At 61.7% G+C, this 24,748-nt stretch carries 21 protein-coding genes; 13 read left to right on the top strand and 8 right to left on the bottom strand.

Annotated elements, in window-relative coordinates; all coding sequences use genetic code 11:
* The first annotated feature begins 70 nt into the window (after positions 1 to 70).
* The 3 genes from ivbL to ilvN all read left to right on the top strand — a co-directional run bounded on the left by ivbL (position 71) and on the right by ilvN (position 2,287).
* Entirely contained in the window at positions 71 to 184 is a 114-nt protein-coding gene (gene ivbL / locus ACJ8J1_RS20710) for an ilvB operon leader peptide IvbL (RefSeq protein WP_154747116.1), read from the top strand.
* 111 nt (positions 185 to 295) lie between these two features.
* Positions 296 to 1,990 carry an acetolactate synthase large subunit gene (gene ilvB, locus ACJ8J1_RS20705; RefSeq protein WP_033641840.1) on the top strand — a complete coding sequence of 565 codons (1,695 nt, stop codon included), beginning with the start codon at positions 296 to 298 and terminating at the stop codon, positions 1,988 to 1,990.
* 3 nt (positions 1,991 to 1,993) lie between these two features.
* Positions 1,994 to 2,287 carry an acetolactate synthase small subunit gene (gene ilvN, locus ACJ8J1_RS20700; protein ID WP_033641839.1) on the top strand — a complete coding sequence of 98 codons (294 nt, stop codon included), beginning with the start codon at positions 1,994 to 1,996 and terminating at the stop codon, positions 2,285 to 2,287.
* 27 nt (positions 2,288 to 2,314) lie between these two features.
* On the opposite strand, the gene ACJ8J1_RS20695 is transcribed toward ilvN, so the two are convergent.
* Positions 2,315 to 3,085, bottom strand: a complete 771-nt coding sequence (locus ACJ8J1_RS20695) for a DedA family protein (RefSeq protein WP_033641838.1) — start codon at positions 3,083 to 3,085, stop codon at positions 2,315 to 2,317.
* Between the two features lie 215 nt (positions 3,086 to 3,300).
* On the opposite strand from ACJ8J1_RS20695, the gene ACJ8J1_RS20690 reads away from it, so the two are divergent.
* The 3 genes from ACJ8J1_RS20690 (at position 3,301) to rluA (ending at position 9,529) form a co-directional block, all read left to right on the top strand.
* A complete protein-coding gene (locus tag ACJ8J1_RS20690) occupies positions 3,301 to 5,667 on the top strand; it encodes a DNA polymerase II (RefSeq protein ID WP_033641837.1) in 2,367 nt (788 codons plus the stop codon).
* Between the two features lie 247 nt (positions 5,668 to 5,914).
* A complete protein-coding gene (rapA, locus tag ACJ8J1_RS20685) occupies positions 5,915 to 8,821 on the top strand; it encodes an RNA polymerase-associated protein RapA (RefSeq protein ID WP_047025192.1) in 2,907 nt (968 codons plus the stop codon).
* Between the two features lie 57 nt (positions 8,822 to 8,878).
* Positions 8,879 to 9,529 (top strand): bifunctional tRNA pseudouridine(32) synthase/23S rRNA pseudouridine(746) synthase RluA, encoded by a 651-nt coding sequence (rluA, locus tag ACJ8J1_RS20680; RefSeq protein WP_033641835.1) that lies wholly within the window; start codon positions 8,879 to 8,881, stop codon positions 9,527 to 9,529.
* Between the two features lie 143 nt (positions 9,530 to 9,672).
* Here the strand turns inward: rluA and djlA are convergent, their stop codons facing one another.
* The gene (gene djlA / locus ACJ8J1_RS20675; RefSeq protein WP_025301546.1) at positions 9,673 to 10,494 is read right to left on the bottom strand and encodes a co-chaperone DjlA; all 822 of its coding nucleotides are present in this window, start codon (positions 10,492 to 10,494) and stop codon (positions 9,673 to 9,675) included.
* Between the two features lie 228 nt (positions 10,495 to 10,722).
* Here djlA and lptD point away from each other — a divergent pair, with 228 nt between their 5' ends.
* The 6 genes from lptD to apaH all read left to right on the top strand — a co-directional run bounded on the left by lptD (position 10,723) and on the right by apaH (position 17,484).
* A complete protein-coding gene (lptD, locus tag ACJ8J1_RS20670; protein ID WP_021505352.1) occupies positions 10,723 to 13,083 on the top strand; it encodes an LPS assembly protein LptD in 2,361 nt (786 codons plus the stop codon).
* A gap of 65 nt (positions 13,084 to 13,148) precedes the next feature.
* Positions 13,149 to 14,450, top strand: a complete 1,302-nt coding sequence (gene surA, locus ACJ8J1_RS20665; protein WP_033641834.1) for a peptidylprolyl isomerase SurA — start codon at positions 13,149 to 13,151, stop codon at positions 14,448 to 14,450.
* Positions 14,428 to 15,429, top strand: coding sequence for a 4-hydroxythreonine-4-phosphate dehydrogenase PdxA (gene pdxA / locus ACJ8J1_RS20660; RefSeq protein WP_369795897.1), 1,002 nt, complete (start codon positions 14,428 to 14,430; stop codon positions 15,427 to 15,429). Before surA ends, pdxA begins: the two co-directional genes overlap by 23 nt.
* Entirely contained in the window at positions 15,422 to 16,240 is an 819-nt protein-coding gene (gene rsmA, locus ACJ8J1_RS20655) for a 16S rRNA (adenine(1518)-N(6)/adenine(1519)-N(6))-dimethyltransferase RsmA (RefSeq protein ID WP_033641833.1), read from the top strand. Before pdxA ends, rsmA begins: the two co-directional genes overlap by 8 nt.
* A 12-nt stretch (positions 16,241 to 16,252) precedes the next feature.
* Positions 16,253 to 16,630, top strand: coding sequence for a Co2+/Mg2+ efflux protein ApaG (apaG, locus tag ACJ8J1_RS20650; protein ID WP_015376624.1), 378 nt, complete (start codon positions 16,253 to 16,255; stop codon positions 16,628 to 16,630).
* Positions 16,631 to 16,632: 2 nt separating this feature from the next.
* The gene (apaH, locus tag ACJ8J1_RS20645) at positions 16,633 to 17,484 is read left to right on the top strand and encodes a bis(5'-nucleosyl)-tetraphosphatase (symmetrical) ApaH (protein ID WP_033641832.1); all 852 of its coding nucleotides are present in this window, start codon (positions 16,633 to 16,635) and stop codon (positions 17,482 to 17,484) included.
* Between the two features lie 46 nt (positions 17,485 to 17,530).
* Here apaH and ACJ8J1_RS20640 read toward each other — a convergent pair whose 3' ends face one another.
* The 4 genes from ACJ8J1_RS20640 to ACJ8J1_RS20625 all read right to left on the bottom strand — a co-directional run bounded on the left by ACJ8J1_RS20640 (position 17,531) and on the right by ACJ8J1_RS20625 (position 21,488).
* Positions 17,531 to 19,420, bottom strand: a complete 1,890-nt coding sequence (locus ACJ8J1_RS20640; protein WP_033641831.1) for a PhoX family protein — start codon at positions 19,418 to 19,420, stop codon at positions 17,531 to 17,533.
* Positions 19,421 to 19,600: 180 nt separating this feature from the next.
* Positions 19,601 to 20,083, bottom strand: coding sequence for a type 3 dihydrofolate reductase (gene folA / locus ACJ8J1_RS20635; protein WP_033637073.1), 483 nt, complete (start codon positions 20,081 to 20,083; stop codon positions 19,601 to 19,603).
* A 143-nt stretch (positions 20,084 to 20,226) separates the two neighbouring features.
* On the bottom strand, positions 20,227 to 20,691 hold the full coding sequence (locus ACJ8J1_RS20630; protein ID WP_033641830.1) for a threonine/serine exporter: 465 nt from the start codon (positions 20,689 to 20,691) through the stop codon (positions 20,227 to 20,229).
* Positions 20,688 to 21,488: a threonine/serine ThrE exporter family protein gene (locus tag ACJ8J1_RS20625; protein WP_033641829.1), complete on the bottom strand. Its 801-nt coding sequence runs from the start codon at positions 21,486 to 21,488 to the stop codon at positions 20,688 to 20,690. The genes ACJ8J1_RS20630 and ACJ8J1_RS20625 overlap by 4 nt, the downstream gene beginning before the upstream one ends.
* Positions 21,489 to 21,616: 128 nt before the next feature.
* Here ACJ8J1_RS20625 and ACJ8J1_RS20620 point away from each other — a divergent pair, with 128 nt between their 5' ends.
* On the top strand, positions 21,617 to 22,231 hold the full coding sequence (locus tag ACJ8J1_RS20620) for a LysE family translocator (protein ID WP_033641828.1): 615 nt from the start codon (positions 21,617 to 21,619) through the stop codon (positions 22,229 to 22,231).
* 34 nt (positions 22,232 to 22,265) lie between these two features.
* Here ACJ8J1_RS20620 and kefC read toward each other — a convergent pair whose 3' ends face one another.
* Both kefC and kefF read right to left on the bottom strand, forming a co-directional pair.
* Positions 22,266 to 24,119: a glutathione-regulated potassium-efflux system protein KefC gene (gene kefC, locus ACJ8J1_RS20615; protein WP_033641827.1), complete on the bottom strand. Its 1,854-nt coding sequence runs from the start codon at positions 24,117 to 24,119 to the stop codon at positions 22,266 to 22,268.
* Positions 24,112 to 24,669, bottom strand: coding sequence for a glutathione-regulated potassium-efflux system oxidoreductase KefF (gene kefF, locus ACJ8J1_RS20610; protein WP_033641826.1), 558 nt, complete (start codon positions 24,667 to 24,669; stop codon positions 24,112 to 24,114). The genes kefC and kefF overlap by 8 nt, the downstream gene beginning before the upstream one ends.
* Positions 24,670 to 24,748: the final 79 nt, after the last annotated feature.

The raw sequence follows: 24,748 nt of genomic DNA, 5'->3' as shown, positions 1-24,748 counted from the left end.
TGCTGCGCCAATAAACCTGTTGTGCGAATTTTGCGCCTGTGTTTTTATAAAAACCTGACTTTTTTTACTGATGATAAGGTTCCCTGTGATCGCATCCTCGCTGACTTCGACCCTACTAGTTACCGCGCTACCAGCCGCGGTGGTCGTCGTGCGTGTGGTGGTGGTCGTCGGCAATGCGCCGTAGGGTCCGAATCAACGCATCGATTCCCAAACCCCGCCGGCGCAAACCGGGCGGGGTTTCTTGTTTTAGCACCCTGCCCAGAAAAACTCACCGGCCTTGAGAAAGGACAGGAACATGGCAACTTCGGGCACGCCTCAACCGGGCACCAGTTTCACCGGCGCACAATTGATCGTTCATCTGCTGGAGCGTCAGGGCATCACCACCGTCGCCGGCATCCCTGGCGGCGCCGCGCTGCCGCTGTATGACGCGCTGAGCCAAAGCACCCGCATTCACCACGTGCTGGCGCGCCACGAACAGGGCGCGGGCTTTATGGCGCAAGGCATGGCGCGCGCCAACGGCAAAGCGGCGGTGTGCATAGCCTCCAGCGGGCCGGGCGCCACCAACCTGGTCACCGCCATCGCCGACGCCAAGCTCGACTCCATTCCGCTGGTGTGCATCACCGGGCAGGTGCCTTCCTCGATGATCGGCACCGACGCCTTCCAGGAAGTGGACACCTACGGCATTTCCATCCCGATCACCAAGCACAACCATCTGGTGCGCGATATCCGCGAGCTGCCGCAGGTGATTGGCGACGCGTTCCGCATCGCCGAGTCCGGCCGCCCCGGCCCGGTCTGGATCGATGTGCCGAAAGACGTGCAGACCGCCACCATCACCCTGGAAGAGTTGCCGCCAATCGCCGTGCCGGACGCCGCCCCGAGCTTCGATCCGGCGCTGGTTTCGCAGGCCGCCGCGATGATCAATCAGGCGAAACGCCCCATCCTCTACCTGGGCGGCGGCATCATCTGCGCCGACGCTCACCGGCAGGCGCTGGAACTGGCCGAGCGCGCCGGTCTGCCCACCACCATGACGCTGATGGCGCTGGGCGCGATGCCGGTGGAACACCCGCTGTCGCTGGGCATGCTGGGCATGCACGCCGCGCGCAGCACCAACTTCATTCTGCAGGAGGCCGATCTGCTGATCGTGCTGGGCGCGCGCTTCGACGATCGGGCGATCGGCAAAACCGAGCAGTTCTGCCCTAACGCCGCCATCATTCATGTGGATATCGACCGCGCCGAGCTGGGCAAGGTCAAACAGGCCAACGTGGCGATCCATGCCGACGTCGGCCAGGTGCTGCAACAGCTGCTGCCGCAGATCGACACGCAGCCGCGCAGCGCGTGGCTGAACACCGTCAACGATCTGAAGCGCGAATTCCCGTTCAACATGCCGAACGCCGACGATCCGCTGAGCCATTACGGCCTGGTGCTGGCCGCCGCGCGCTGCGTGGACGACAGCGCCATCATCACCACCGACGTGGGTCAGCATCAGATGTGGGTAGCGCAGGCCTATCCGCTGAGCCGGCCGCGCCAGTGGCTGACGTCGGGCGGCCTGGGCACCATGGGCTTCGGTCTGCCGGCGGCGATCGGCGCGGCGTTGGCGGAGCCCGAACGTAAAGTGCTGTGCTTCTCCGGCGACGGCAGCCTGATGATGAACATTCAGGAAATGGCCACCGCGGTCGAGCACGATCTGGACGTGAAAATCATTTTGATGAACAACCAGGCGCTGGGGCTGGTGCACCAACAGCAAACCCTGTTCTACCAACAGCGCATCTTCGCCGCCGCCTATCCGAAGCGTACCGACTTCCTGAAAATCGCCGCCGGATTCGGGCTGGATACCTGCGATCTGAACGCCGCGGAAGATCCTCAGGCGGCACTGGCTGAGGCGATCCAGCGCCCGGGTCCCTGCCTGATCCACGCGCTGATCGATATCAACGAAAAAGTGTTCCCGATGGTGCCGCCGGGCGCCGCCAACATCGACATGATTGGAGAATAAGCCATGCTGCAACCACAAGATAAACCACAGGTGATCCTGGAGCTGGCGGTGCGCAACCATCCCGGCGTGATGTCGCACGTTTGCGGGCTGTTCGCCCGCCGCGCGTTCAACGTCGAAGGCATTCTGTGTCTGCCGTTGAAAGACGGCCAACAGAGCCGCATTTGGCTATTGGTCGCCGACGATCAGCGGCTGGAACAAATGATAAGCCAGGTGGAAAAGCTGGAAGACGTGCTGCGGGTGAAGCGCCACAGCGAAGACGTGCGGGTATTTGAACAGCTGGAAGCGTTCTTCCAGTAAGGCGAACGGGGGCTAATGCCCCCGCAATCATTGCCCGGACAGCACCTGCCACAACAGATGCCGGTACACCGGCATCAGCGGCTGTTGGCTCAGCAAATAGCCGACCGCCAACGCCGCCAGCCAACTCAATCCGCACACCACGCGCAGCCGCAGCGGCGTCAGCCAACGGCTCAGCCGATCGGCGTTGCGCTTGCCCTCGCGCCACCAGCGCCAGCTTAGCCACACCGCCAGCCAGACCAGCAGCGCCGCCGCGAGCAACAGCCACTTGAACGTCGCGCTGTTGGCGTCGGCTGGGATATCGATCGCCACCCCCGCCAGAATGCCGGGGAAGAAATAGACCGGCGGCCAGGTCAGGCAACCGATGATATTCGGCAGCGCGAACTTGTACGGCGGCAAATCGAGCATGCCGGCCACCATCGGCACCAGCGGGCGCGTCGGGCCAACGAAGCGACCGATCAAAATGGTCGCCATGCTGTGCTGGTGCAAGGCATGTTCGGTTTTGTCGAGCAGCGCTTTGTTCTTCTTCAGGAACGACCAGCGATGCAAAGGCCCCTTAAAGGCGCGGCCGACGAAATAGGAGATCCAATCGCCGAGCAGGCAGCCGACGATGCCCGCCACCCAGGCGTAGTAAAAATCCACCTTGCCGCTGCCGATCAGCGCGCCGATGCTGGCCATCATCACCGTGCCGGGCAACAGCAGCCCCACCAGCGCCAACGACTCCAGAAAAGCGACCAGCAGAACGACCATCAGAGTGAAAGCCAGTGACTGGGTGATCAAATCTTGTAAATAGGCTTCCATTACACCTCTGTGGATTATTCGGGCCAAACGGGGCCGAGGATTTTCCAGCGCCGCCGCTGGCGAGTCAATCGATGAATTGTATGCGTATTTGGCAACGCCGCGCGGCAATGGACAATGACTGTATAAAAACCCATACTGTAATTTATCTATATTAGCGCCAAAACCGACATCACGCTGAACGTCGCACACGCCGCCCGGCGGAAAACGAAGGGGTTATGACAGCACTGCAACAGGGGTTCCTGCTCACTCGCCATTGGCGCGACACGCCCGCCGGCACCGAGGTCGAATTTTGGCTGGCGACCGACGCGGGCCCGCGCCAGCTGCGTCTGCCGCCGCAAACCTCGGTGGCGTTTATCCCCGCCGAACAAAGGCAGCGCGCGGAACTGCTGCTGCGAGAAGAGCGGCAAGTCGAACTGAAACCGCTGGCGCTGACGGATTTTCATCACCGCCCGATGCTGGGGCTGTACTGCCGCCAGCACCGTCAGCTCATCAAGCTGGAAAAACTGCTGCGGGAAGGCGGCGTTGCGGTCTACGAGGCCGACATTCGCCCGCCCGAGCGCTACCTGATGGAACGCTTCATTACCGCGCCGGTATGGTTCAACGGCCAGGGCGACGGCAATGGGCCGTTGCTCAGCGGCCAGATGAAGCCGGCGCCGGAGTACCGCCCAACGCTAAAACTGGTGTCGCTGGATATCGAAACCACCGCCCACGGCGAGCTTTACTCCATCGCGCTGGAAGGCTGCGGCCAGCGGCAGGTCTACATGCTGGGGCCGGCCAACGGCGGCGATGAGCCGCTGGATTTCGATCTGGAATACTGCGCCAGCCGCCCTCAACTGCTGGAACGGCTGAACGCGTGGCTGGAGCGTCACGATCCCGACGCCATCATCGGCTGGAACCTGGTACAGTTCGATCTGCGGGTGCTGCAAAAGCACGCCGAACGCTACCAAATCCCGCTGCGGCTGGGGCGCGGCGGCAACCTGCTGGAATGGCGCGAGCATGGCTTCAAGCAGAATCACTTTTTCGCCGCCGCCGCCGGCCGCCTGATCATCGACGGCATCGAGGCGCTGAAATCCGCCACCTGGAATTTTCCCTCCTTCAGCCTGGAATACGTTTCGCAGGAACTGCTGGGCGAAGGCAAGGCGATCGACAACCCTTATCAGCGCATGGCGGAGATCGACCGGCGCTTCGCCGAAGACAAGCCGGCGCTGGCCCGCTACAACCTGAAGGACTGCGAGCTGGTGACGCGGATTTTCGCCAAGGCCGACCTGCTCAACTTCCTGCTGGAACGCGCCACCGTCACCGGGCTGGCGGCCGATCGCAGCGGCGGATCGGTGGCGGCCTTCAGCCACCTCTATATGCCGCGCATGCATCGCCTGGGCTTTGTCGCCCCCAACCTCGGCGAACAGCCGGAAGAGCACAGCCCCGGCGGCTTCGTGATGGATTCCCGGCCCGGCCTGTACGATTCAGTGTTGGTACTGGACTATAAAAGCCTGTACCCGTCGATCATCCGCACCTTCCTGATCGATCCGGTCGGACTGGTGGAGGGCATGCGCCACCCAAGCGACGCCAACTCGGTGCCCGGCTTTCGCAACGCCCGCTTCTCGCGCAGCAAACACTGCCTGCCGGCGATCGTCGAACAGATCTGGCAGGGGCGCGAGGCCGCCAAACGCCAGCACAATAAGCCGCTGTCGCAGGCGCTGAAGATCATCATGAACGCGCTGTACGGCGTGCTGGGATCGAGCGGCTGCCGCTTCTTCGATCCGCGGCTGGCGTCGTCGATCACCCTGCGCGGCCACGAGATCATGCGCCAAACCCGCGAGCTGATCGAAGCCGAAGGCTATCAGGTGATTTACGGCGACACCGACTCCACCTTCGTCTGGCTGAAACAGCCGCATGACGAGCAACAGGCGGCGCAGATCGGCCGGGCGCTGGTGCAACGGGTCAACGCCTGGTGGCAACAGCATCTGCAGCAGCAGTTCGGGCTGGAGAACGCGTTGGAGCTGGAGTTCGAAACCCACTATTCCCGCTTCCTGATGCCGACCATTCGCGGCGCCGAGCAGGGCAGCAAGAAACGCTACGCTGGTCTGATCGCGCGCGCCGACGGCCAGGAAGAGATGGTGTACAAAGGCCTGGAAACGGTGCGCACCGACTGGACGCCGCTGGCGCAGCAGTTCCAGCAGCAGCTCTATCAGCGCATCTTCAAACAACAGCCCTACCAGGACTATGTGCGTGACTACGTCGGCAAGACCCTGAACGGCGACTTCGACGATCAATTGGTGTACCGCAAACGGCTGCGCAGAAAGCTCGACGACTATCAGCGCAACGTGCCGCCGCACGCCCGCGCCGCGCGCATCGCCGACGACTACAACCGCAGCCAGGGGCGGCCGCTGCAGTATCAGAACGGCGGCTGGATCAGCTACGTGATGACCGTCGCCGGGCCGGAACCGCTGGAAACCCGCCATTCGCCCATCGATTATCAGCACTACCTCGAACGTCAGCTGCAACCGGTGGCAGACGCTATACTCCCTTTCTTGCACGACGACTTCACCACGCTGGTCACCGGGCAGATGGGGCTGTTTTGAGATTGCGCCAGGTTAAGAAAAATCATCCGGTTTTGCAGGTGACGAACGCGCCGCCTTCCATTACCATAGCGCCCTTCCCAAAACTGAACCACGCTTAGCCCTGCCGTCTAGCGACGTCTGCATGGCGTGAACGGCTATTGCCCGTCAAATTTAAAACAAACCGGGATTAACCGATGTTCAGTACAGGTGCCGCGGCCCTTCCCGCCCGGTAACAAGACTTACTTACAAAGAATCGAGCCGACAATATATGCCTTTTACTCTTGGTCAACGCTGGATCAGCGACACGGAAAGCGAATTAGGACTGGGCACCGTCGTGGCGCTGGATGCGCGCATGATTACCCTGCTTTTCCCCGCCACCGGTGAAAACCGCCTCTATGCCAGAAACGATTCGCCGATCACCCGCGTGATGTTCAACCCGGGCGATACCGTCAGCAGCCACGAGGGATGGCAGCTGCAGGTGGAAGAGGTGAAAGAGGAAAACGGTCTGTTGACCTATATCGGCACCCGCCTGGACACCCAGGAAAGCGGCGTGGCGATGCGCGAAGTGCTGCTGGACAGCAAACTGACCTTCAGCAAGCCGCAGGATCGCCTGTTCGCCGGCCAAATCGACCGCATGGATCGTTTCGCGCTGCGTTTTCGCGCCCGCAAATACCAGAGCGAGCAGTATCGCCTGCCGTTCGCCGGCCTGCGCGGCATGCGCGCCAGCCTGATCCCGCACCAGCTGCACATCGCTCATGAAGTCGGCCAGCGCCATGCGCCGCGCGTTCTGTTGGCGGACGAAGTCGGCCTCGGCAAAACCATCGAAGCCGGCATGATCATCCACCAGCAACTGCTGGCGGGCCGCGCCGAGCGCGTGCTGATCGTGGTGCCGGAAACGCTGCAGCACCAGTGGCTGGTGGAGATGATGCGCCGCTTCAACCTCTACTTCTCGCTGTTCGACGACAGCCGCTACGCCGAAGCCAAGCTCGACAGCAGCAACCCGTTCGAGACCGAACAGCTGGTGATCTGCTCGCTGGACTTCGTGCGCCGCAACAAGCAGCGCCTGGAAGAGCTGGCGGACGCCCAGTGGGATCTGCTGGTGGTCGATGAAGCGCACCACCTGGCCTGGAGCGAAGAAGCGCCGAGCCGCGAATATCAGGTAATCGAACAGCTGGCCGAGCATATCCCCGGCGTGCTGCTGCTGACCGCCACCCCGGAACAGCTGGGCCAACAGAGCCACTTTGCGCGCCTGCGCCTGCTCGATCCGAACCGTTTCCACGACTACGGCGAGTTCGTCGCCGAACAGCAGAAATACCGTCCAGTGGCCGACGCCGTCACCCTGCTGCTGAGCGGTGAACGCCTGGCCGACGACAAGCTGAACCTGCTGGGCGAGCTGATCGACGAGCAGGACATCGAACCGCTGCTCAAAGCGGCCAACAGCGAAGGCGACAACGCCGAGCAGGCGCGCCAGGAGCTGGTGGCCATGCTGATGGATCGCCACGGCACCAGCCGCGTGCTGTTCCGCAACACCCGCAACGGCGTGAAGGGCTTCCCGCACCGCAACCTGCACCAGATCAAGCTGCCGTTGCCAACCCAGTATCAGACCGCGATCAAAGTGTCCGGCATCATGGGCGCCAAGAAATCCGTCGAAGCGCGCGCGCGCGACATGCTGTATCCGGAGCAGATCTACCAGGAATTCGAAGGCGAAAACGCCACCTGGTGGAACTTCGACCCGCGCGTCGAATGGTTGCTGGATTACCTGCTGGCCAACCGCAACGAAAAAGTGCTGGTGATCTGCGCCAAAGCCGATACCGCGCTGCAGCTGGAGCAGGTGCTGCGCGAGCGTGAAGCGATCCGCGCCGCGGTGTTCCACGAAGGGCTGTCGATCATCGAGCGCGACCGCGCCGCCGCCTACTTCGCCTCCGAAGAGGAAGGCGCGCAGGTGCTGCTGTGTTCCGAGATCGGTTCCGAAGGCCGCAACTTCCAGTTCGCCAGCCAACTGGTGATGTTCGATCTGCCGTTCAACCCGGATCTGCTGGAACAGCGCATCGGCCGTCTGGACCGTATCGGCCAGATGCACGATATCCAAATCATGGTGCCTTACCTGGAGCACACCGCACAGGCGGTGCTGGGCCGCTGGTTCCACGAAGGGCTCGACGCCTTCGAACACACCTGCCCGACCGGCCGCACCATCTACGACAGCTGCTACGAGCAGTTGATCGGCTATCTGGCCGCGCCGACCGAGCAGGAGGGCCTGGACGAATTCATCCACGCCTGCCGCCAACAGCATGACCAGTTGAAAGCGCAGCTGGAACAAGGCCGCGACCGCCTGCTGGAGATGCACTCCAACGGCGGCGACAAAGCCCAGGCGCTGGCCGCCGCCATCGCCGAGCAAGATAACGACGTTAACCTGGTGGGCTTCGCGCTCAACCTGTTCGACATCGTCGGCATCAATCAGGAAGATCGCAGCGACAACCTGATCGTGCTCACGCCGTCCGACCATATGCTGGTGCCGGACTTCCCGGGCCTGCCGCAGGACGGCTGCACCGTCACCTTCGATCGCGATCAGGCGCTGTCGCGCGAAGACGCGCAGTTCGTCAGCTGGGAACACCCGATCATCCGCAACGGTCTGGATCTTATCCTGTCCGGCGATACCGGCAGTTGTGCGGTGTCCCTGTTGAAAAACAAAGCGTTGCCGGTCGGCACCTTGCTGGTTGAGCTGGTGTACGTGGTGGAAGCCCAGGCGCCGAAGCACCTGCAGCTGACCCGCTTCCTGCCGCCGACGCCGATCCGCATGCTGATGGACCGCAAGGGCACCAACCTGGCGGCGCAGGTCGAGTTCGAAAGCTTCAACCGCCAGTTGAACGCGGTCAACCGCCACACCTCCAGCAAGCTGGTCAACGCCGTGCAGCAAGACGTGCACGCCATGCTGCAGCAGGCGGAAAGCCTGGTGGAAGCGCAGGCACGCACGCTTATCGAACAGGCGAAGCAAGAGGCGGACGACAAGCTGAGCGCCGAGCTGGCGCGTCTGGAAGCGCTGAAGGCGGTCAACCCGAACATCCGCGACGACGAAGTCGAGACGCTGGAGTTCAACCGCCGTCAGGTGCTGGCCAACCTCAATGAAGCCGGCTGGCGTCTCGACGCCATTCGTCTGGTGGTGGTCACCCACCAGTAACCGGCGCGACGCGGGGAGGTGGTTGCCTCCCCGTTCGGCCCTTTTCGCGGAGCCAAGATGGAACCCTACAATCCCCCGCAGGACCCGCTGCACATCCTGTATCAGGATGAACACATCATGGTGGTCAACAAGCCCAGCGGCTTGCTGTCGGTGCCCGGCCGCGCGCCGGAAAACAAAGACAGCCTGATGACCCGCATTCAGGCCGATCATCCGGCCGCCGAATCGGTGCACCGGCTGGATATGGCCACCAGCGGGGTGATCGTGGTGGCGCTCAACAAGGCCGCCGAGCGTGAGCTGAAGCGTCAGTTCCGCGAACGCGAGCCGAAGAAATCCTATATCGCCCGCGTTTGGGGGCATATGGCGCATGACGAAGGGTTGGTGGATTTGCCGCTGATCTGCGACTGGCCGAACCGGCCGCTACAAAAGGTGTGTTTTGACACCGGCAAAGCGGCGCAGACGGAATATTTGGTGCTGTCGCGCGACGCCGACGGCAGCACCCGCGTGAAGCTGACGCCGATCACCGGCCGCTCGCATCAGCTGCGGGTGCACATGCTGGCGCTGGGACACCCGATCCTCGGCGACGGTTTCTACGCTCCGCCGGAAGCCAAAGCGATGGCGCCGCGGCTGCAGCTGCATGCGCAAGAGCTGCGCATCACCCACCCCGCCTTCCAGACGCCGATGCACTTTCGCGCCGAGCCGGATTTCTGAGCTCATCACCCTGAGATACCCTAAATAATTCGAGTTGCAGGAAGGCGGCAACTAAGCGCAGCCCCGGGAGCGTACAAAAAGTACGTGACCGGGGTAAGCGCGGGCAGCCAACACACCTGCAGCTCGAAGTATGACGGGTATCGTTATTTAAAACCTTTCTCGCGTTTGATCAGGTCGTACGCCGCCTGGATCTCCTGCGCTTTCTGCTTGGCCATTTCCATCATCTCCGGCGGTAAGCCTTTCGCCACCAGCTTATCCGGATGATGTTCGCTCATCAGCTTGCGGTAGGCGCGTTTGATGGTGGCGGCATCGTCGCTGCTGCGCACGCCGAGCACCTTGCAAGCATCGTCGAGCGTCGGGCCGCGCTGAGCCTGCTGATAGCCGCCCTGCGAATACCCGCCCTGCTGACCGCCGCCGAACTGACGCCCGCCCTCCATCATGCTGAGGAACTGATCGAACTGCGCGCGCGAAATGCCCAGCTCTTCGGCGATGACATACAGCACCTGACGTTCGTTCGGGTGCAGCGAGCCGTCGGCGAACGCCGCCTGAATCTGAATTTCCAGAAACATCCGAATCAGATCGAAGCGGCCGAAACAGATGCTGCGGAACTGCTGCAGCGTCTCACGCAGCGGGAACTGGCTCTGTTTGCCCTCGCGGAACGCCTGCTGCGCCGCAGTGCGGGCTTCGCCGTGCAGCTGCAGGCGATCCATGAACAGGCTGGCGATCTGGATATCCGCCTCGGTGACGCGTCCTTTGGATTTGGTCAGGTGGCCCATAACCTGAAAAGTGGTGCGGAAAAACAGCGTTTGCCGCGTTTGCTGGTCGGTGAAAAACCCCCGGCTGCGCTTGTTGCTGCGCGCCGTATCGATCATATGACCGATAATCAGCCCCAGAACTACACCCCAGAATCCCGCGCCAGACCAGATGGCGACGATGACGCCGAGCAGTTTTCCCCAATACTGCATATACTCCTCAATTATCATGCCGAAAGCCGCCCGCTCTCCTCCGTTTCAGGAAAGGGCGCAGGCGATTTTTCCTAGAATTTGGATTATCATACCTGTCATTTATCTTTGCGCCTAACGACGACGCAAGTAAACGGCTGGATTTAGCACTAGCGCAACGCAGATGAGTAATATAGTCTCTGACCGTTTGCCGGACACGACGCCTCTGATGACGGAACACCAAAACCGCGTATGAAAAAAAGTTTCCCAACACTGCTGGCCACGATGATTTGGACGGCACTCTACAGTCAGCATGCGCTGGCTGATCTGGCCGAGCAATGCATGCTTGGCGTTCCTGTTTACGACAAGCCTTTGGTCAGCGGCGATCCGAACAGCCAGCCGGTGACCATCAATGCCGATGACTCGCGCGCCGACTACCCGAAAAGCGCCCTGTTCAGCGGCAACGTGCATATCGAGCAGGGCAACAGCACCCTGACCGCCAAAGAAGTTGAGCTGAATCAGACGCAAAACCCCGGCCAGACGGAACCGGTGCGTACCGTCACCGCCACCGGCGACGTGCACTACAGCGACAATCAGATCAAACTGAAAGGCCCGAAGGCCTGGTCTAACCTGAATACCAAAGATACCGACGTCTATGAAGGCGACTACCAGATGGTAGGCCGTCAGGGGCGCGGCGACGCCGACAAGATGAAAATGCGCGGCGCCAACCGTTACACCATCCTGGAAAACGGCACCTTTACCTCCTGTCTGCCGGGCGACGACAGCTGGAGCGTGGTCGGTTCCGAAGTGATCCACGATCGCGAAGAGCAGGTGGCGGAAATATGGAACGCCCGCTTCCGCATCGGCGGCGTGCCGGTGTTCTACAGCCCGTACCTGCAGCTGCCGGTCGGCGACAAGCGCCGTTCCGGCTTCCTGATCCCGAACGCCAAGTACGGCAGCAACAACGGCTTCGAGTTCATGTTGCCGTATTACTGGAACATCGCGCCGAACTACGACGCCACCATTACCCCGCACTATATGTCCAAGCGCGGCCTGCAGTGGCAGACCGAGTTCCGTTATCTGGTGCAGCCGGGCCTCGGCCTGATGGAGTTCGACTGGTTGCCGGACGACAAGGAATACGGCAAAGATCATGACGACAACAAACGCTGGCTGTTCTACTGGAACCACAACGGCGTTATGGATCAGGTGTGGCGCTTCAACGTCGATTACACCAAGGTCAGCGATTCCAAGTACTTCACCGATCTGGACTCCAAATACGGCTCCACCACCGACGGCTACGCCACGCAGAAATTCAGCCTCGGCTACGCCAACGAAAACTGGAACGCCACGCTGAGCTCCAAGCAGTTCCAGATTTACGACGATACCGATCGCTCACAGTCGGACTCGTATAAAGTCCAGCCGCAGCTGGATCTGAACTACTACAAGAACGACCTCGGTCCGTTCGACTTCCATATTTACGGCCAGGCGGCCAAGTTCACCAGCGTCAACCCATACAGCCCGGACGCCACCCGTCTGCATATGGAACCGACGCTGAGTCTGCCGCTCACCAACGGCTGGGCCAGCCTGAACACCGAAGCCAAGGTGATGGCGACCCATTACCAGCAGGATATTCCTGACGGTTTCGCCGCCAACTACCAGAGCCGCAAAAACGCTGCCGCGCCGGAGCTCGATGATTCGGTCAACCGCGTACTGCCGCAGTTCAAAGTCGACGGCAAGCTGGTGTTCGAGCGGCCGATGATCTGGGCCGAAGGCGCCACCCAGACGCTGGAGCCGCGCGTGCAGTACCTGTACGTGCCGTACCGCGACCAGAGCAACATCTACACCTACGACACCACGCTGCTGCAGACCGACTACTCAGGCCTGTTCCGCGATCGCACCTACAGCGGCCTGGATCGCATCGCTTCGCAGAACCGCGTGTCTACCGGTTTGACCACGCGCATTTATGATGACGCGCTGGTTGAACGTTTTAACGCTTCCGTGGGTCAAATCTACTACTTCAGCCGTTCGCGTACCGGCGATCGGGTAACCGGGTACGACAACAACGACGATACCGGCAGCGTGGCCTGGGCCGGCGATACCTATTGGAAAATCGACGATCGTTGGGGCCTGCGCGGCGGCCTGCAGTACGACACCCGCCTGAACAGCGTCTCGCTGGGCAACGGCGTGGTGGAATACCGCCAGGATGCCGAGCGCGTAGTGCAGCTGAACTACCGTTACGCCACGCCGGAATATATCCAGACGGCGTTGAACACCAAAACGGTTCCGGCCTTCCAGGACGGCATCTCGCAGGTGGGCATCACCGGCAGCTGGCCGATCGCCGATCGTTGGGCGGTGGTCGGGGCGTACTACTACGACACCCGCGCCAAACAATCCGCCGATCAGCTGGTGGGGCTGAAGTACAACACCTGCTGCTGGGCGGTGACGCTGGGCTATGAGCGCAAGATCACCGACTGGAACAACAGCAACAATACCAGCGTTTACGACAACAGAGTTTCGTTCAACGTCGAACTGCGCGGCCTGAGCAGCGATCATAGTCTCGGCTCCGCAGAAATGCTGCGCTCCGGCATTCTGCCGTATCAGCGCGCATTCTGACGCTTTGCAACACTTTGAAAACGAGAACTTTCACCCGCATTTGCGGATTACATAATGGGAAATGTATGAAGAACTGGAGAACGCTTATTCTCGGATTGGTGGTTTGCGCCAATGCCGCGTTCGCAGCACCCCAAGAAGTGGATAAAGTCGCCGCCGTCGTGGATAACGGCGTGGTACTCGAAAGCGACGTCAACGGACTGTTGCAGTCGGTGAAGCTCAACGCCCAGCAGGCCGGTCAGCAACTGCCGGACGACAAGACGCTGCGCCATCAGATCATCGAACGTCTGATCATGGATAACATCCAGTTGCAGATGGCCAAGAAAATGGGCATCACCGTCTCCGACGCCGATCTGGACAAAGCGATCGCCAACATCGCCGCGCAGAACCGCATGAGCGTCGATCAGCTGCGCAGCCGCCTGTCGTACGAAGGGCTGAACTACAACACCTACCGCGCGCAGATTCGCAAAGAGATGCTGATCTCCGAAGTGCGCAACAACGAAGTGCGCCGCCGCGTTACCATCCTGCCGCAGGAAGTGGATGCGCTGGCCAAACAGGTGGGCGCGCAGAACGGCAGCGACACCGAAATGAACATCAGCCACATCCTGATCCCGCTGCCGGAGAACCCGTCGCAGCAGCAGGTCGACAAAGCCGAAGAGCTGGCCAAACGCCTGGTGGGCGAGATCAACAGCGGCGCCGACTTCGGCAAGCTGGCGATCACCTACTCCGCCGACTCTCAGGCGCTGAAAGGCGGCAACATGGGCTGGGGCAAGCTGCAAGAGATCCCGACCCTGTTCGCTGAACGCCTGGTCAGCGCCAAGAAAGGCGACGTCGTCGGCCCAATCCGTTCCGGCGTCGGCTTCCACATCCTGAAAGTCAACGACATCCGCGGCGCCAGCCAGTCGGTGTCGGTCACCGAAGTGCACGCTCGTCACATCCTGCTGAAACCTTCGGTGGTGCTGACCGACGACCAGGCGCGCGCCAAACTGCAATCCGTCGCGGAAGCGATCAAGAGCGGCCGCGCCAAATTCGCCGACGAAGCCAAACAGCTGTCGCAGGATCCGGGTTCCGCCATGCAGGGCGGCGATCTGGGCTGGGCTTCCCCGGACATCTACGATCCCGCCTTCCGCGATGCGTTGCTGAAGCTGAGCAAAGGTGAGATCAGCGCGCCGGTGCACTCTTCCTTCGGTTGGCACCTGATTCAGCTGCTGGATACCCGTCAGGTGGATAAGACCGACGCCGCGCAGAAAGATCGCGCTTACCGCATGCTGTTCAACCGTAAGTTCGCCGAAGAGGCGCAGACCTGGATGCAGGAACAGCGCGCCCAGGCTTACGTGAAGATCCTCGATGGCAGCGATGCACAGCAATAAACGCGTCGTCATTACCCCCGGCGAACCCGCCGGGGTGGGGCCGGATTTGGTAGCCGCCCTGGCGCAACAGGATTGGCCTGTTGAGCTGGTGGTGTGCGCCGATCCGGCCCTGTTGCTTGAACGCGCCAAGCGTTTGGACCTGCCGCTGACGCTGCGCGACTACCAGCCGCAGCAGCCGGCCGAGGCGCAACGCGCCGGCACGCTGACTGTGCTGCCGGTGCCGCTCGCTCAGCCGGTTACCGCCGGTGAACTGAACGTCGGCAACAGCGCCTACGTGGTGGAAACCCTGGCACGCGCCTGCGACGGTTGCCTGAACGGCGAATTCGCTGCGCTGATCACCGGCCCGGTGAACAAGGGCGTGATCAACGACGCCGGCGTGCCGTTTATCGGCCATACCGAATTCTTTGCCGATCGCAGCCGCTGCGATCGCGTGGTGATGATGCTCGCGACCGAAGAGCTGCGCGTGGCGCTGGCGACCACCCACCTGCCGCTGCTGGCGGTACCGGGCGCCATCACGCAGCAGAGCCTGTTCGAAGTCATTCGCATCCTCGACCACGATCTGAAAACCAAATTTGGCATCGCCCAGCCGCACATTTACGTCTGCGGTCTGAATCCCCACGCCGGGGAAGGCGGCCATATGGGGCGCGAAGAGATAGACACCATCATCCCGGCGCTCGACGCGCTGCGCGCTGACGGTATCCATCTTGTCGGCCCGCTGCCGGCGGACACCCTGTTCCAGCCCAAATATCTGCAAGATGCCGATGCGGTGCTGGCGATGTATCACGATCAGGGGCTGCCGGTGCTAAAATACCAAGGGTTCGGCCGCGCGGTGAATATCACCCTCGGTTTGCCTTTCATACGCACCTCGGTCGACCACGGTACCGCTCTGGAACTGGCCGGCACCGGCACCGCCGATGTCGGCAGTTTCCAAACGGCCCTGAATCTCGCCATTAAAATGATAATTAATTGTAATGAATAACAGAGTCCACCAAGGGCACTTTGCCCGCAAACGCTTTGGACAAAACTTTTTAACCGATCAGTTTGTCATCGATAGCATTGTCTCCGCCATTCACCCGCAGCCGGGCGAAGCGGTGGTCGAGATCGGCCCCGGCCTCGGCGCCTTGACCGAACCGGTCGGCGCACGCATGGACCGCATGACGGTGATCGAACTGGACCGCGATCTGGCCACTCGGCTGGAGAATCACCCGCAGCTGAAAGACAAGCTGACCATCCGCCAGCAGGACGCCATGACGGTGAATTTCGCCGAACTGGCCGAGGAGGCTGGCCAACCGCTGCGCGTATTTGGTAACCTGCCGTACAATATTTCGACGCCGCTGATGTTCCACCTTTTCAGCTATACTCAGGCAATCCGCGACATGCACTTTATGTTGCAGAAAGAGGTGGTCAACCGTCTGGTGGCCGGCCCGAACAGCAAGGCCTACGGGCGTTTAACCGTGATGGCGCAGTACTACTGCAACGTCATCCCGGTGCTGGAAGTGCCGCCGACCGCGTTCGCGCCGCCGCCGAAGGTCGATTCCGCCGTGGTGCGCCTGGTCCCGCACACCGAGCTGCCGAACCCGGTGGGCGACGTGCGCATGCTGAGCCGCATCACCACGCAGGCGTTCAACCAGCGGCGGAAAACCATCCGCAATAGCCTGGGCGATCTGTTCACGCCGGAGCAGCTGACGGAGCTGGGCGTCGATCCTTCGCTCAGAGCAGAGAATATTTCTGTGGCGCAGTACTGCAAGCTGGCGAACTGGCTGTCAGCCAATCCGGCGCCGCAGCAATAAGGAGTTGTTGTCATGATTGATTCGCCCCGCGTGTGTATTCAGGTTCAGAGCATCTATGTGGAATCACAGTCGATCCCTGAAGAAGAGCGTTACGTCTTCGCCTATACCATTACCATCCGCAATCTGGGGCGGACCAACGTGCAACTGCTGGGCCGTTACTGGCTGATCACCAACAGCAACGGCCGCCAAACCGAAGTCCAGGGCGAAGGCGTGATCGGCGAACAGCCCGTCATTCCGCCCGGTGGAGAGTTTCAGTACACCAGCGGCGCCATTCTGGAAACGCCGCTGGGCACCATGGAAGGCCATTACGAAATGGTTGACCATCAGGGTCAGCCGTTCCGCACCGCTATTCCCGTGTTCCGCTTAGCCATTCCAACGCTGATCCATTAATTATGTCGACATACCTTATCGGCGACGTTCACGGCTGTTTCGATGAACTGAAGTCGCTGCTGGCTCAGGTTGCGTTCGATCCCGAGCGCGATCAACTGTGGCTGACCGGCGATCTGGTGGCGCGCGGCCCCGCCTCGCTGGACGTGCTGCGCTATGTGCGCTCGCTCGGCCCGGCGGTGCGCATGGTGCTGGGCAACCACGATCTGCACCTGCTGGCGGTTTACGCCGGCATCAGCCGCAACAAACCCAAAGATCGCATCACGCCACTGCTGGAAGCGCCGGACGCCGACGAGCTGATCAACTGGCTGCGCCGCCAACCGGTGCTGCAGGTGGATGATGAGCAAAAACTGGTGATGGCCCACGCCGGCATCACCCCGCAGTGGGACATCGACACCGCGAAAATGTGCGCTCGCGAAGTGGAGGCGGTATTGAGCAGCGACAGCTATCCGCTGTTCCTCGACGCCATGTACGGCGACATGCCGAACAACTGGGCGCCGGAGCTGAGCGGCCTGGCGCGTCTGCGTTTCAGCACCAATGCGCTGACGCGCATGCGCTACTGCTTCCCCAACGGCCAGCTTGACATGATCTGCAAAGATGCGCCGGGCAGCGCGCCGGCGCCGCTGAAACCGTGGTTCGAGCTGCCGCGCCTGGTGGACCCGGAATACACCATCATCTTCGGCCACTGGGCCTCGCTGGAAGGCAAGGGTACGCCGGAGGGCGTGATCGGGCTGGATACCGGCTGCTGCTGGGGCGGCGATCTGACGATGCTGCGCTGGGAAGACCGCCGTTACTTCACGCAGCCCGCCAATCGCGGCGAAGCGCCTGACCACGCCGGCAGATTAGCCGCATCCTGAAACGATAAAGGCGGCCCGGTGGCCGCCTTGGTTCTGTATTGCCGCCTTACGCCCCAATCACTCCGCCATCTTCACGCGTGATCATCAACACCGATGAACGCGGGCGCGGGCTGTTGTTCGGGAAGTGCGAATCGCCTTCTTCTCCGGGATGCTGTACGTTGACGAACATCGTCTTGTAGTCCGGGGTGAAGGTGATGCCGGTCAGTTCGCAGGATTTCGGCCCCACCATGAAACGGCGGATCTCGCCGCTGACCGGATCGCCCACCAGCATCTGGTTGTTGCCCTGCCCGACGTAATCGCCCTTGTTGCTGTACTTGCCGTCGGTGAGGATCCACAGACGGCCGGCGCGATCGAAGCCCAGCCCGTCCGGGCTGTTGAAGGTGTTTTCCGCCGTAATGTTCGGCGTGCCGCGGTTGACGCCTTCGGGGTGGGCAATCGGGTTGCCGCACAGCGCATAGATGTCCCAGGCGAAGACGTCGGCGGTGGCGTCGCCGCCCTCGTCCCAGCGAATGATTTGGCCGTAGATATTGTTCGGTCGCGGGTTGGCGGCGTTCAACGGCATCCCTTCCTCGCCGCGCTTGCTGTTGTTGGTCAGCGTGCAGTACGCGCGCCCGTCATGCGGGTTCACCGCGATCCACTCCGGGCGATCCATTTTGGTAGCGCCGACCTGCTGCGCCGCCTTGCGGGCGAAGATCAGCACTTCGGCCTCATCGCGGAAACCGTTCTCCGGCGTCAGGCCGTTCTTGCCGAACTCAAGCGCAATCCAGCGCCCTTTGCCTTTCAGCGGCGTGCCGGCTTCATCGCCGTCAAACTGCGCCACGTACAGCGTCCCCTCGTCCAGCAGCGTGCGATTGTTGGCCGGATTGGCGGCGTCGACCACGCCTTTGGAGACGTACTTATAGATATGTTCGCCGCGCTCGTCGTCGCCCATATACACCACCAGACGGCCGTCTTTGGCCACGGTCACCGCCGCGTTTTCATGTTTGAAGCGGCCGAGCGCGGTGTGCTTGATGGGCGTCGAGGTCGGATTCAACGGATCGATCTCGACAATCCAGCCGTGGCGGTTGAATTCGTTGGGATTCTTCGCCACATCAAAACGCTCGTCATAGTCCGGCCAGTTGCGTTCCGGTTCGCTGACCTTCAGCGTGTAGCGCTTCTGTTCCGGCGTGGTTCGATAATCGGCCTGACGGGTGCCGAAATAGGTGTCGAAGTTTTCCTCGCAGGTCAGGTAGGTGCCCCACGGCGTCTTGCCGTTGGCGCAGTTGCCGAAGGTGCCCAGCACCTTGCGGCCGCTCGGATCGGCGGCGGTCTGCAACAGCGGATGTCCGGCGGCCGGGCCGCTGAATTGCATCTCGCTGTTGGCGGTGATGCGGCGGTTATAGCGCGACGGGCGCTCCACCTCCCAGCGCTGGCCGTCGCCGAGCCGCTTGACCGCGACAATGGAGACGCCGTGCGCCGCCTGCGATTTGCGCACCTCTTCCAGGCTGGTGGCCTTGGCGCCGCCGTGGGCGAACAGGTACTGCTCGTTAACGTATTCGTTATTGATGGCCATCACGCCGTGATTGTCATCGATAGGGAAAAAGCTCATGCCATCGTTGTTGTCGCCAAACTGTTTTTCCTGATCGGCGGCGCTGTTGTTGCCCTGCGGATCGAAGGCCGGCGCGCCGTCCACCAGCGGCTCGCCCCAGGAGATCAGTACCTCGGCGCGGTAGCCCGGCGCTATCGTCACTTCATCGGCGGTAGACGCGGCGATGCCCCGGAAGCCCAGCAGCGTGTTCGGCGGCAGATCCTCGGCTAACGCCTCGGTGGAGACCGACCAAATGCCGCCGCCGAGAAAACCGGCCAGGCCGACGGCGCCGGCGCTGCCAAGCAGCAGCTTGCGGCGAGTGGGATCGATCAGGCGGTCGGCGTCTAATTGCTCAATTTGCTTGGTCATAACGTGGTTACCTTTTTAGTTATGGCGCCGCGGTCAAGATTCACCAGAGTTGCCGTGGCGCTCGGAGTTGGGCTTCATACTAATCAGGTAATGTGACGGAAAGGTTACGAATGACCGGCGTAAAAAGACCGGGGGCGCAATTGCTTGCGCCCCCGGGGATGACTGGCTAACGCGCTGAGATCAGCGGCGCTGCAGGATTTCGAAGCAGTAGCTGTGCGAGTTCAGATCGTCGGCGTCGTGGAATTCGCTGAACGTGGTTTCCCACTCGTCCGGCTCGTAATCCGGGAAGTGAGTATCGCCGCCGACTTCGGCGTCGATGTGTGTCAGGTACAGGCGATCGGCGCGCGGCAGCAACTGGGTATAGATGCGCCCACCGCCGATCACCATTACTTCTTCCACCTCACCCGCGGCGGCCAGCGCCTCATCCAGCGAGGTCACCCAGGTCACCCCGGCGGCATTGCCCGGGCGGCTGCTCAAAACGATATTGTGACGGCCCGGCAGCGGGCGGCCGATGGACTCGAAGGTCTTGCGGCCCATAATAACCGGCTTATTCAACGTGTTGCGTTTAAACCACGCAAGGTCCGCCGGCAGGTGCCACGGCATGGCGTTTTCCATGCCAATAACGCGATCCGCCGCCAAGGCAGCGATCAGGCTGATAATCATTGTTTAACCCTGTGTAGGCAGCAAAATTGGTGACACTATACGTAAAGGCCTGAGTGCCGTCGATAGGCTAATCAAGCAAGATGAATATATAAGATAGCTCTTATCAGCATATCTAATAACCAACGTTCTTTTGCCGGGGAATTTCACACGCCGGGGCGTTTGCGGTACAACCACAGACCCGGTAACGACAGGCCGATCGACAACGCGCCGACGATGAAACTGGCCTTGAGGAAGTTGGTGATCATGGTCTCCATCAAAGCCTCGCTGTAGCCCAGATGCGAGATCTCCACCACAGTTATCATCGCGGTATAGGCGGAAATGCCGGGGAACATCGGGATCACCGCCGCCACGGTGAACACCTTCGGATGCGCCAACAGCCAGCGCGACCAATAGATACCGATGATGCCGATCAGGATCGCCGCCAGCAGCGACGCCCACTCGATGTTCATGCCCACGAGCATCATCAGCATGCGCGAGCCGCGCCCGATTGCCCCGAGCAACGCGCAATAGCGCAGCGCGCGCAGCGGCACGTTGAACACCATGGCGAAGCCCAGCGCCGGCACCGCCGCCAACAGCATCTCCTGCAACAATGCCCACAGCAGACTCATGACCACCCCCGCAGATCCCACAGCGACATCGCCATCACCACGCCGATACAGGTCGCCAGCGTCAACAGGCTGGCCATCGCCCAGCGCGCCAGCCCGGTGTTGACGTGCCCCTTGAACATGTCGGCCACCGCGTTGATCAGCGGGAAGCCCGGCACCAGCAGCAGCACGCTGGCGGCCATCGCCACGCTCGAAGTCTCTTTAAACACCGGCAGGCGCAGCAGCAGCCCGGATATCGACGTCGCGACAAACGCCGTCAGGCAAAAATTGATCAGCGGATTCATATGGCGGGCGGTGAGGATCTGGCGCACCAGCATCGCCGCGCCGCTGGCGATAAAAGTCACCAGGAAGGCGTCACCGCCGCCGCCGTTGAGCATGCTGAAACACCCGCAGGACAACCCCACCATCAGCACCACCAGCCAGCGCGGATAGCGCAGCGGCCGGATCTTTTCGAAGCGCCGCGCCACGTCGTGCGTATCCGCCAGATGATGCTCGGCGAGGATCACGATATGCTGCACTTCCGTCACCACCTGCATATTGATGCCGCGATCGACATTCTTGCGGGTCGTGGTCAGGCAGGCGCCGTGGCTGAGGGTGGTCAACACCACCGCATTGGCGGAGATTGAACTTTCCACGCTGTCCATCCCCAGCGCCAACCCCAGGCGGGTGGACAACTGCTCCACCACCGTGCTCTCGGCGCCGTGCTGCAACAGCAGCAGCGCGCATTGAATGCACAAGCGGGTGATTTCACGCTGTTGCCGGTGCGGTTCCGGCCTGTCTGTGGCGGTAGTCTGCTGCATGTTGCTCCGTCGCTGGCGATAGATGAATTATTATCATAGAGCCTAACAATACCTCATTGGGTTGATGCGCATCAGAGGAAGCGGCGTTATTATCGCCAACATGCTGCCTTTTGCGCGAGACGCCTCCCATGCTTGAAACTTCACTGTTTGTCGCCGGCATTGCCGCCCTCGGCATGCTTTCCCCCGGCCCGGATTTTTTCCTGGTGATCAAAAACGCCGCCCGCTACCCGCGTCTGGCCGCCATGATGACCGCCTTCGGCGTGATCTGCGGCGTCGCCACCCACATGTCCTACTGCGTCGCCGGGCTGGCGGTGGTGATCACCACCACGCCGTGGCTGTTCAACCTGCTGAAATACGCCGGGGCGGTCTATCTGGTGTGGATCGGCATCCAGGCGCTGCTGTCGCGCGGCGGCGGCAAAATGAACGTCAGCAATCTGCCGCAGCTACAGGTCAGCCTGAAGAGCGCCTTTGCGCAAGGCTACCTGTGCAACCTGCTGAACCCGAAAGCCACCCTGTTCTTCCTGGCGGTCTTCACCCAGGTGTTGCAGATCGATTCCGGTCTGGGTGACAAGCTGTGGTACGCGGGGATTATTCTCGGCCTGTCGGTCATCTGGTGGCCGCTGCTGGTGTTTTTGATCCAGAGCGGGCCGGTGCGCCGCGGGCTGGAAAAGACGCAGAAGATCGTCGACAAATTGCTGGGCGGCATGTTGATCGCCTTAGGCATCAAGGTCGCGCTGAGCTAAGCAAAAAAGGGGCGCCATCACGGCGCCCCTCCCCTTATCCTTTGGCTTCCACCACTTCGTCTTCCGGCGCCTTGCCGTCGATACTGCCGCGCCAGCCGGTCTGCTGCACCCGCGCCAGCCGATTCTGATCCTGCTCGATGGCCGCGCTGAGCATCTCCTTGGCCCGCTGCAGGCTGGCGATACGGAATTCAGTATCCTGGTAATTATCCAGCGTATCTTCCAGCATCTTCAGGTTATAGCGGCGGAAAGTGTCCGCTTTCTCGCGCGCCTCATAGGCGTCCAGCCCCAGCAGCTCCAGCGTTTCACGGCCGACGCGCAGCGAGCTTTCGAAGGTTTCGCGCTCCGGTTTTTCCACCCCCAACTGCCGCAACTGATACCAATGATCGACGTCGCGCGCCCGCGCCACCACTTTCAGATGCGGGAAGTGCTGCCTGGCCAGCTCGGTTAACGCCAGGCTGTCCTCCACATCGTCGATGGCGTTGATCAGCACCTTGGCGTGAGCGGCGCCGGCCGCCTCCAGCAGATCGGCGCGCGTGGCGTCGCCGTAGAACACCTTGGTGTCGAATTTACGCAGCGTTTCGATATGGTCCGGATCGTGATCCAATACCACGGTGTGCACGCCGTTGGCCAACAGTAAACGACCGGCGATCTGGCCGAAACGGCCGAAGCCGGCGATGATCACGCTGGCGTTCTCGTCATCAATGACGTCAGCCGGGCGATCCTCTTTCGGCGCATTTTTTTCCAGCTGCGCGGCGATCACCAACAGCAGCGGGGTGGCCGCCATCGACAGCGCCACCGCCAGCGTCAGCGACTTGGCCCATTCAACCGGCAAGACGCCGGCCAGCTGCGCGGCGCTGAAGATCACGAAGGCGAACTCACTGCCCTGCCCCAGCAGAATGGCGAACAGGCCGCGCTGGCGCTTCGGCACCCCGAGCAGCGGGCCGACCAGCCACAGCAACGCCGCCTTGATCAGCATAAAGCCCAGCAGCAACGAGGCGATCAGCAACGGATGATGGAACAGCGTGCCGAAGTCGATTGACATGCCGACGCCGATGAAAAACAGCCCCAGCAGCAACCCTTTGAACGGCTGAATATCGCTCTCCAGCGCGTGGCGGTATTCCGAGCTCGCCAACAGCACCCCGGCGAGGAACGCCCCCATCGCCATCGACAACCCGGCCATCTCCAGCAGGATGCCAAAGCCGAACACCAGGAATAGCGCCACGGCGCTGAACACCTCGCGCATGCCCGAACGGGCGACGAAGTGCAGCAGCGGGCGGGTGACGTAGCGGCCAAGCAGCACCACCATCGTCAACGCGCCCACCACTTTGGCCGCCGACAGTACGAAAGCGCCCAGCGTCGTGGTGGCGCCGCTGCTGGCCAGCAGCGGGATCATCGCCACCAGCGGGATCGCCGCGATATCCTGGAACAGCAACACCGCAAACGCGCTGCGGCCGATCGGCGACGGCGTCAAATTGCGTTCGCTCATCGCCTGCATGGCGATGGCGGTCGATGAGAGCGCCAGCGTCAAACCGATCAGCAGCGCCACCTTCCAGTTGAGGCCGAGGAAGTAGCAGAAGGCGCTCAGCGCCAGGCCGCAGCCCACCATCTGAATGCTGCCGCCGCCGAACACCGAGGCGCGCAGCGTCCACAGCCGTTTGGGATCCAGCTCCAGGCCGATGATAAACAGCATCAGCACCACGCCGATCTCGGCGAAGGTCAGGATAGACTCGGCATCCGACACCAGCTTCAGCCCCCAGGGGCCGATAATGCAGCCGGCGATCAGGTAACCGAGCACCGAACCCAGCCCCAGGCGCACCGCAATCGGCACGAACAGCGCGGCGGAACCGAGATAGATCAGCCCCTCGATCATCATGTGGTGGTTATCCATGGCTGGCCTCCCGGGTTTCCGCTTCGGCATGTTCCATCAGATAGTCGACCAACCGCTGCCGGTAGGCTTCGCCGGCGGCGATCAGCGCCGGTTCGTTGCAGGTAAAGGTGTTGTGCAGGGCGAAGTACGGCTGCCAGTTCATGCCGCAATAAATCGCCGTGGCCTGCAGCGGCTGCGCCAGCGCAGCGAAGTTGGGAAAATCGCCCAGTTCGAAATGGTGCTCGTCACCGCCGCTGGTCACCGCCCACAGGCAGTCTTTGCCCACCAGCGCGTTGCCGTCGTGGCCATAGGCCCAGCCGTGCTCCAGCACTTTGTCGATCCACAGCTTCAACAGCGGCGGGAAGCTGTACCACTGCATCGGATGCTGCAGCACCACCATGTCGGCGCGCTCCAGCGCCTGTTGCTCGGCGTTGATATCGATATTGAAATCGGGGTACAGCTCATACAGCGAGCGCACCTCCACCTCGGGAAGATCCCTCACCGCCTGCAGCAGGCGGTGATTGGCATGCGAATGCCGGGGATACGGGTGAGCATAAATTATCAGAATCATTGTTATCGTCGTTCCTTCGTTCCTTGCCAATACACCAAGCATATACCAATCACACAGAGTGACAGTTTGCCCACTGATT

Origin of the sequence: Serratia sp. CY37869 (assembly GCF_052168895.1) — a bacterium.
GTDB lineage: Bacteria > Pseudomonadota > Gammaproteobacteria > Enterobacterales > Enterobacteriaceae > Serratia > Serratia ureilytica.
Note: the sequence above shows the minus strand (reverse complement) of the source record. Positions and strands in the feature narration are given on the sequence as shown.

Coding starts and splice junctions, on each gene's coding strand:
- ilvN (WP_033641839.1), top strand. CDS start 1,994: ATGCTGCAACCACAAGATAAACCACAGGTGATCCTGGAGCTGGCGGTG.
- ACJ8J1_RS20630 (WP_033641830.1), bottom strand. CDS start 20,691: ATGAGTCTGCTGTGGGCATTGTTGCAGGAGATGCTGTTGGCGGCGGTG.
- ACJ8J1_RS20620 (WP_033641828.1), top strand. CDS start 21,617: ATGCTTGAAACTTCACTGTTTGTCGCCGGCATTGCCGCCCTCGGCATG.
- ivbL (WP_154747116.1), top strand. CDS start 71: ATGATAAGGTTCCCTGTGATCGCATCCTCGCTGACTTCGACCCTACTA.
- kefC (WP_033641827.1), bottom strand. CDS start 24,119: ATGGATAACCACCACATGATGATCGAGGGGCTGATCTATCTCGGTTCC.
- rsmA (WP_033641833.1), top strand. CDS start 15,422: ATGAATAACAGAGTCCACCAAGGGCACTTTGCCCGCAAACGCTTTGGA.
- apaG (WP_015376624.1), top strand. CDS start 16,253: ATGATTGATTCGCCCCGCGTGTGTATTCAGGTTCAGAGCATCTATGTG.
- lptD (WP_021505352.1), top strand. CDS start 10,723: ATGAAAAAAAGTTTCCCAACACTGCTGGCCACGATGATTTGGACGGCA.
- rluA (WP_033641835.1), top strand. CDS start 8,879: ATGGAACCCTACAATCCCCCGCAGGACCCGCTGCACATCCTGTATCAG.
- kefF (WP_033641826.1), bottom strand. CDS start 24,669: ATGATTCTGATAATTTATGCTCACCCGTATCCCCGGCATTCGCATGCC.
- apaH (WP_033641832.1), top strand. CDS start 16,633: ATGTCGACATACCTTATCGGCGACGTTCACGGCTGTTTCGATGAACTG.
- ACJ8J1_RS20640 (WP_033641831.1), bottom strand. CDS start 19,420: ATGACCAAGCAAATTGAGCAATTAGACGCCGACCGCCTGATCGATCCC.
- ilvB (WP_033641840.1), top strand. CDS start 296: ATGGCAACTTCGGGCACGCCTCAACCGGGCACCAGTTTCACCGGCGCA.
- rapA (WP_047025192.1), top strand. CDS start 5,915: ATGCCTTTTACTCTTGGTCAACGCTGGATCAGCGACACGGAAAGCGAA.
- ACJ8J1_RS20690 (WP_033641837.1), top strand. CDS start 3,301: ATGACAGCACTGCAACAGGGGTTCCTGCTCACTCGCCATTGGCGCGAC.
- surA (WP_033641834.1), top strand. CDS start 13,149: ATGAAGAACTGGAGAACGCTTATTCTCGGATTGGTGGTTTGCGCCAAT.
- djlA (WP_025301546.1), bottom strand. CDS start 10,494: ATGCAGTATTGGGGAAAACTGCTCGGCGTCATCGTCGCCATCTGGTCT.
- folA (WP_033637073.1), bottom strand. CDS start 20,083: ATGATTATCAGCCTGATCGCTGCCTTGGCGGCGGATCGCGTTATTGGC.
- pdxA (WP_369795897.1), top strand. CDS start 14,428: ATGGCAGCGATGCACAGCAATAAACGCGTCGTCATTACCCCCGGCGAA.
- ACJ8J1_RS20695 (WP_033641838.1), bottom strand. CDS start 3,085: ATGGAAGCCTATTTACAAGATTTGATCACCCAGTCACTGGCTTTCACT.
- ACJ8J1_RS20625 (WP_033641829.1), bottom strand. CDS start 21,488: ATGCAGCAGACTACCGCCACAGACAGGCCGGAACCGCACCGGCAACAG.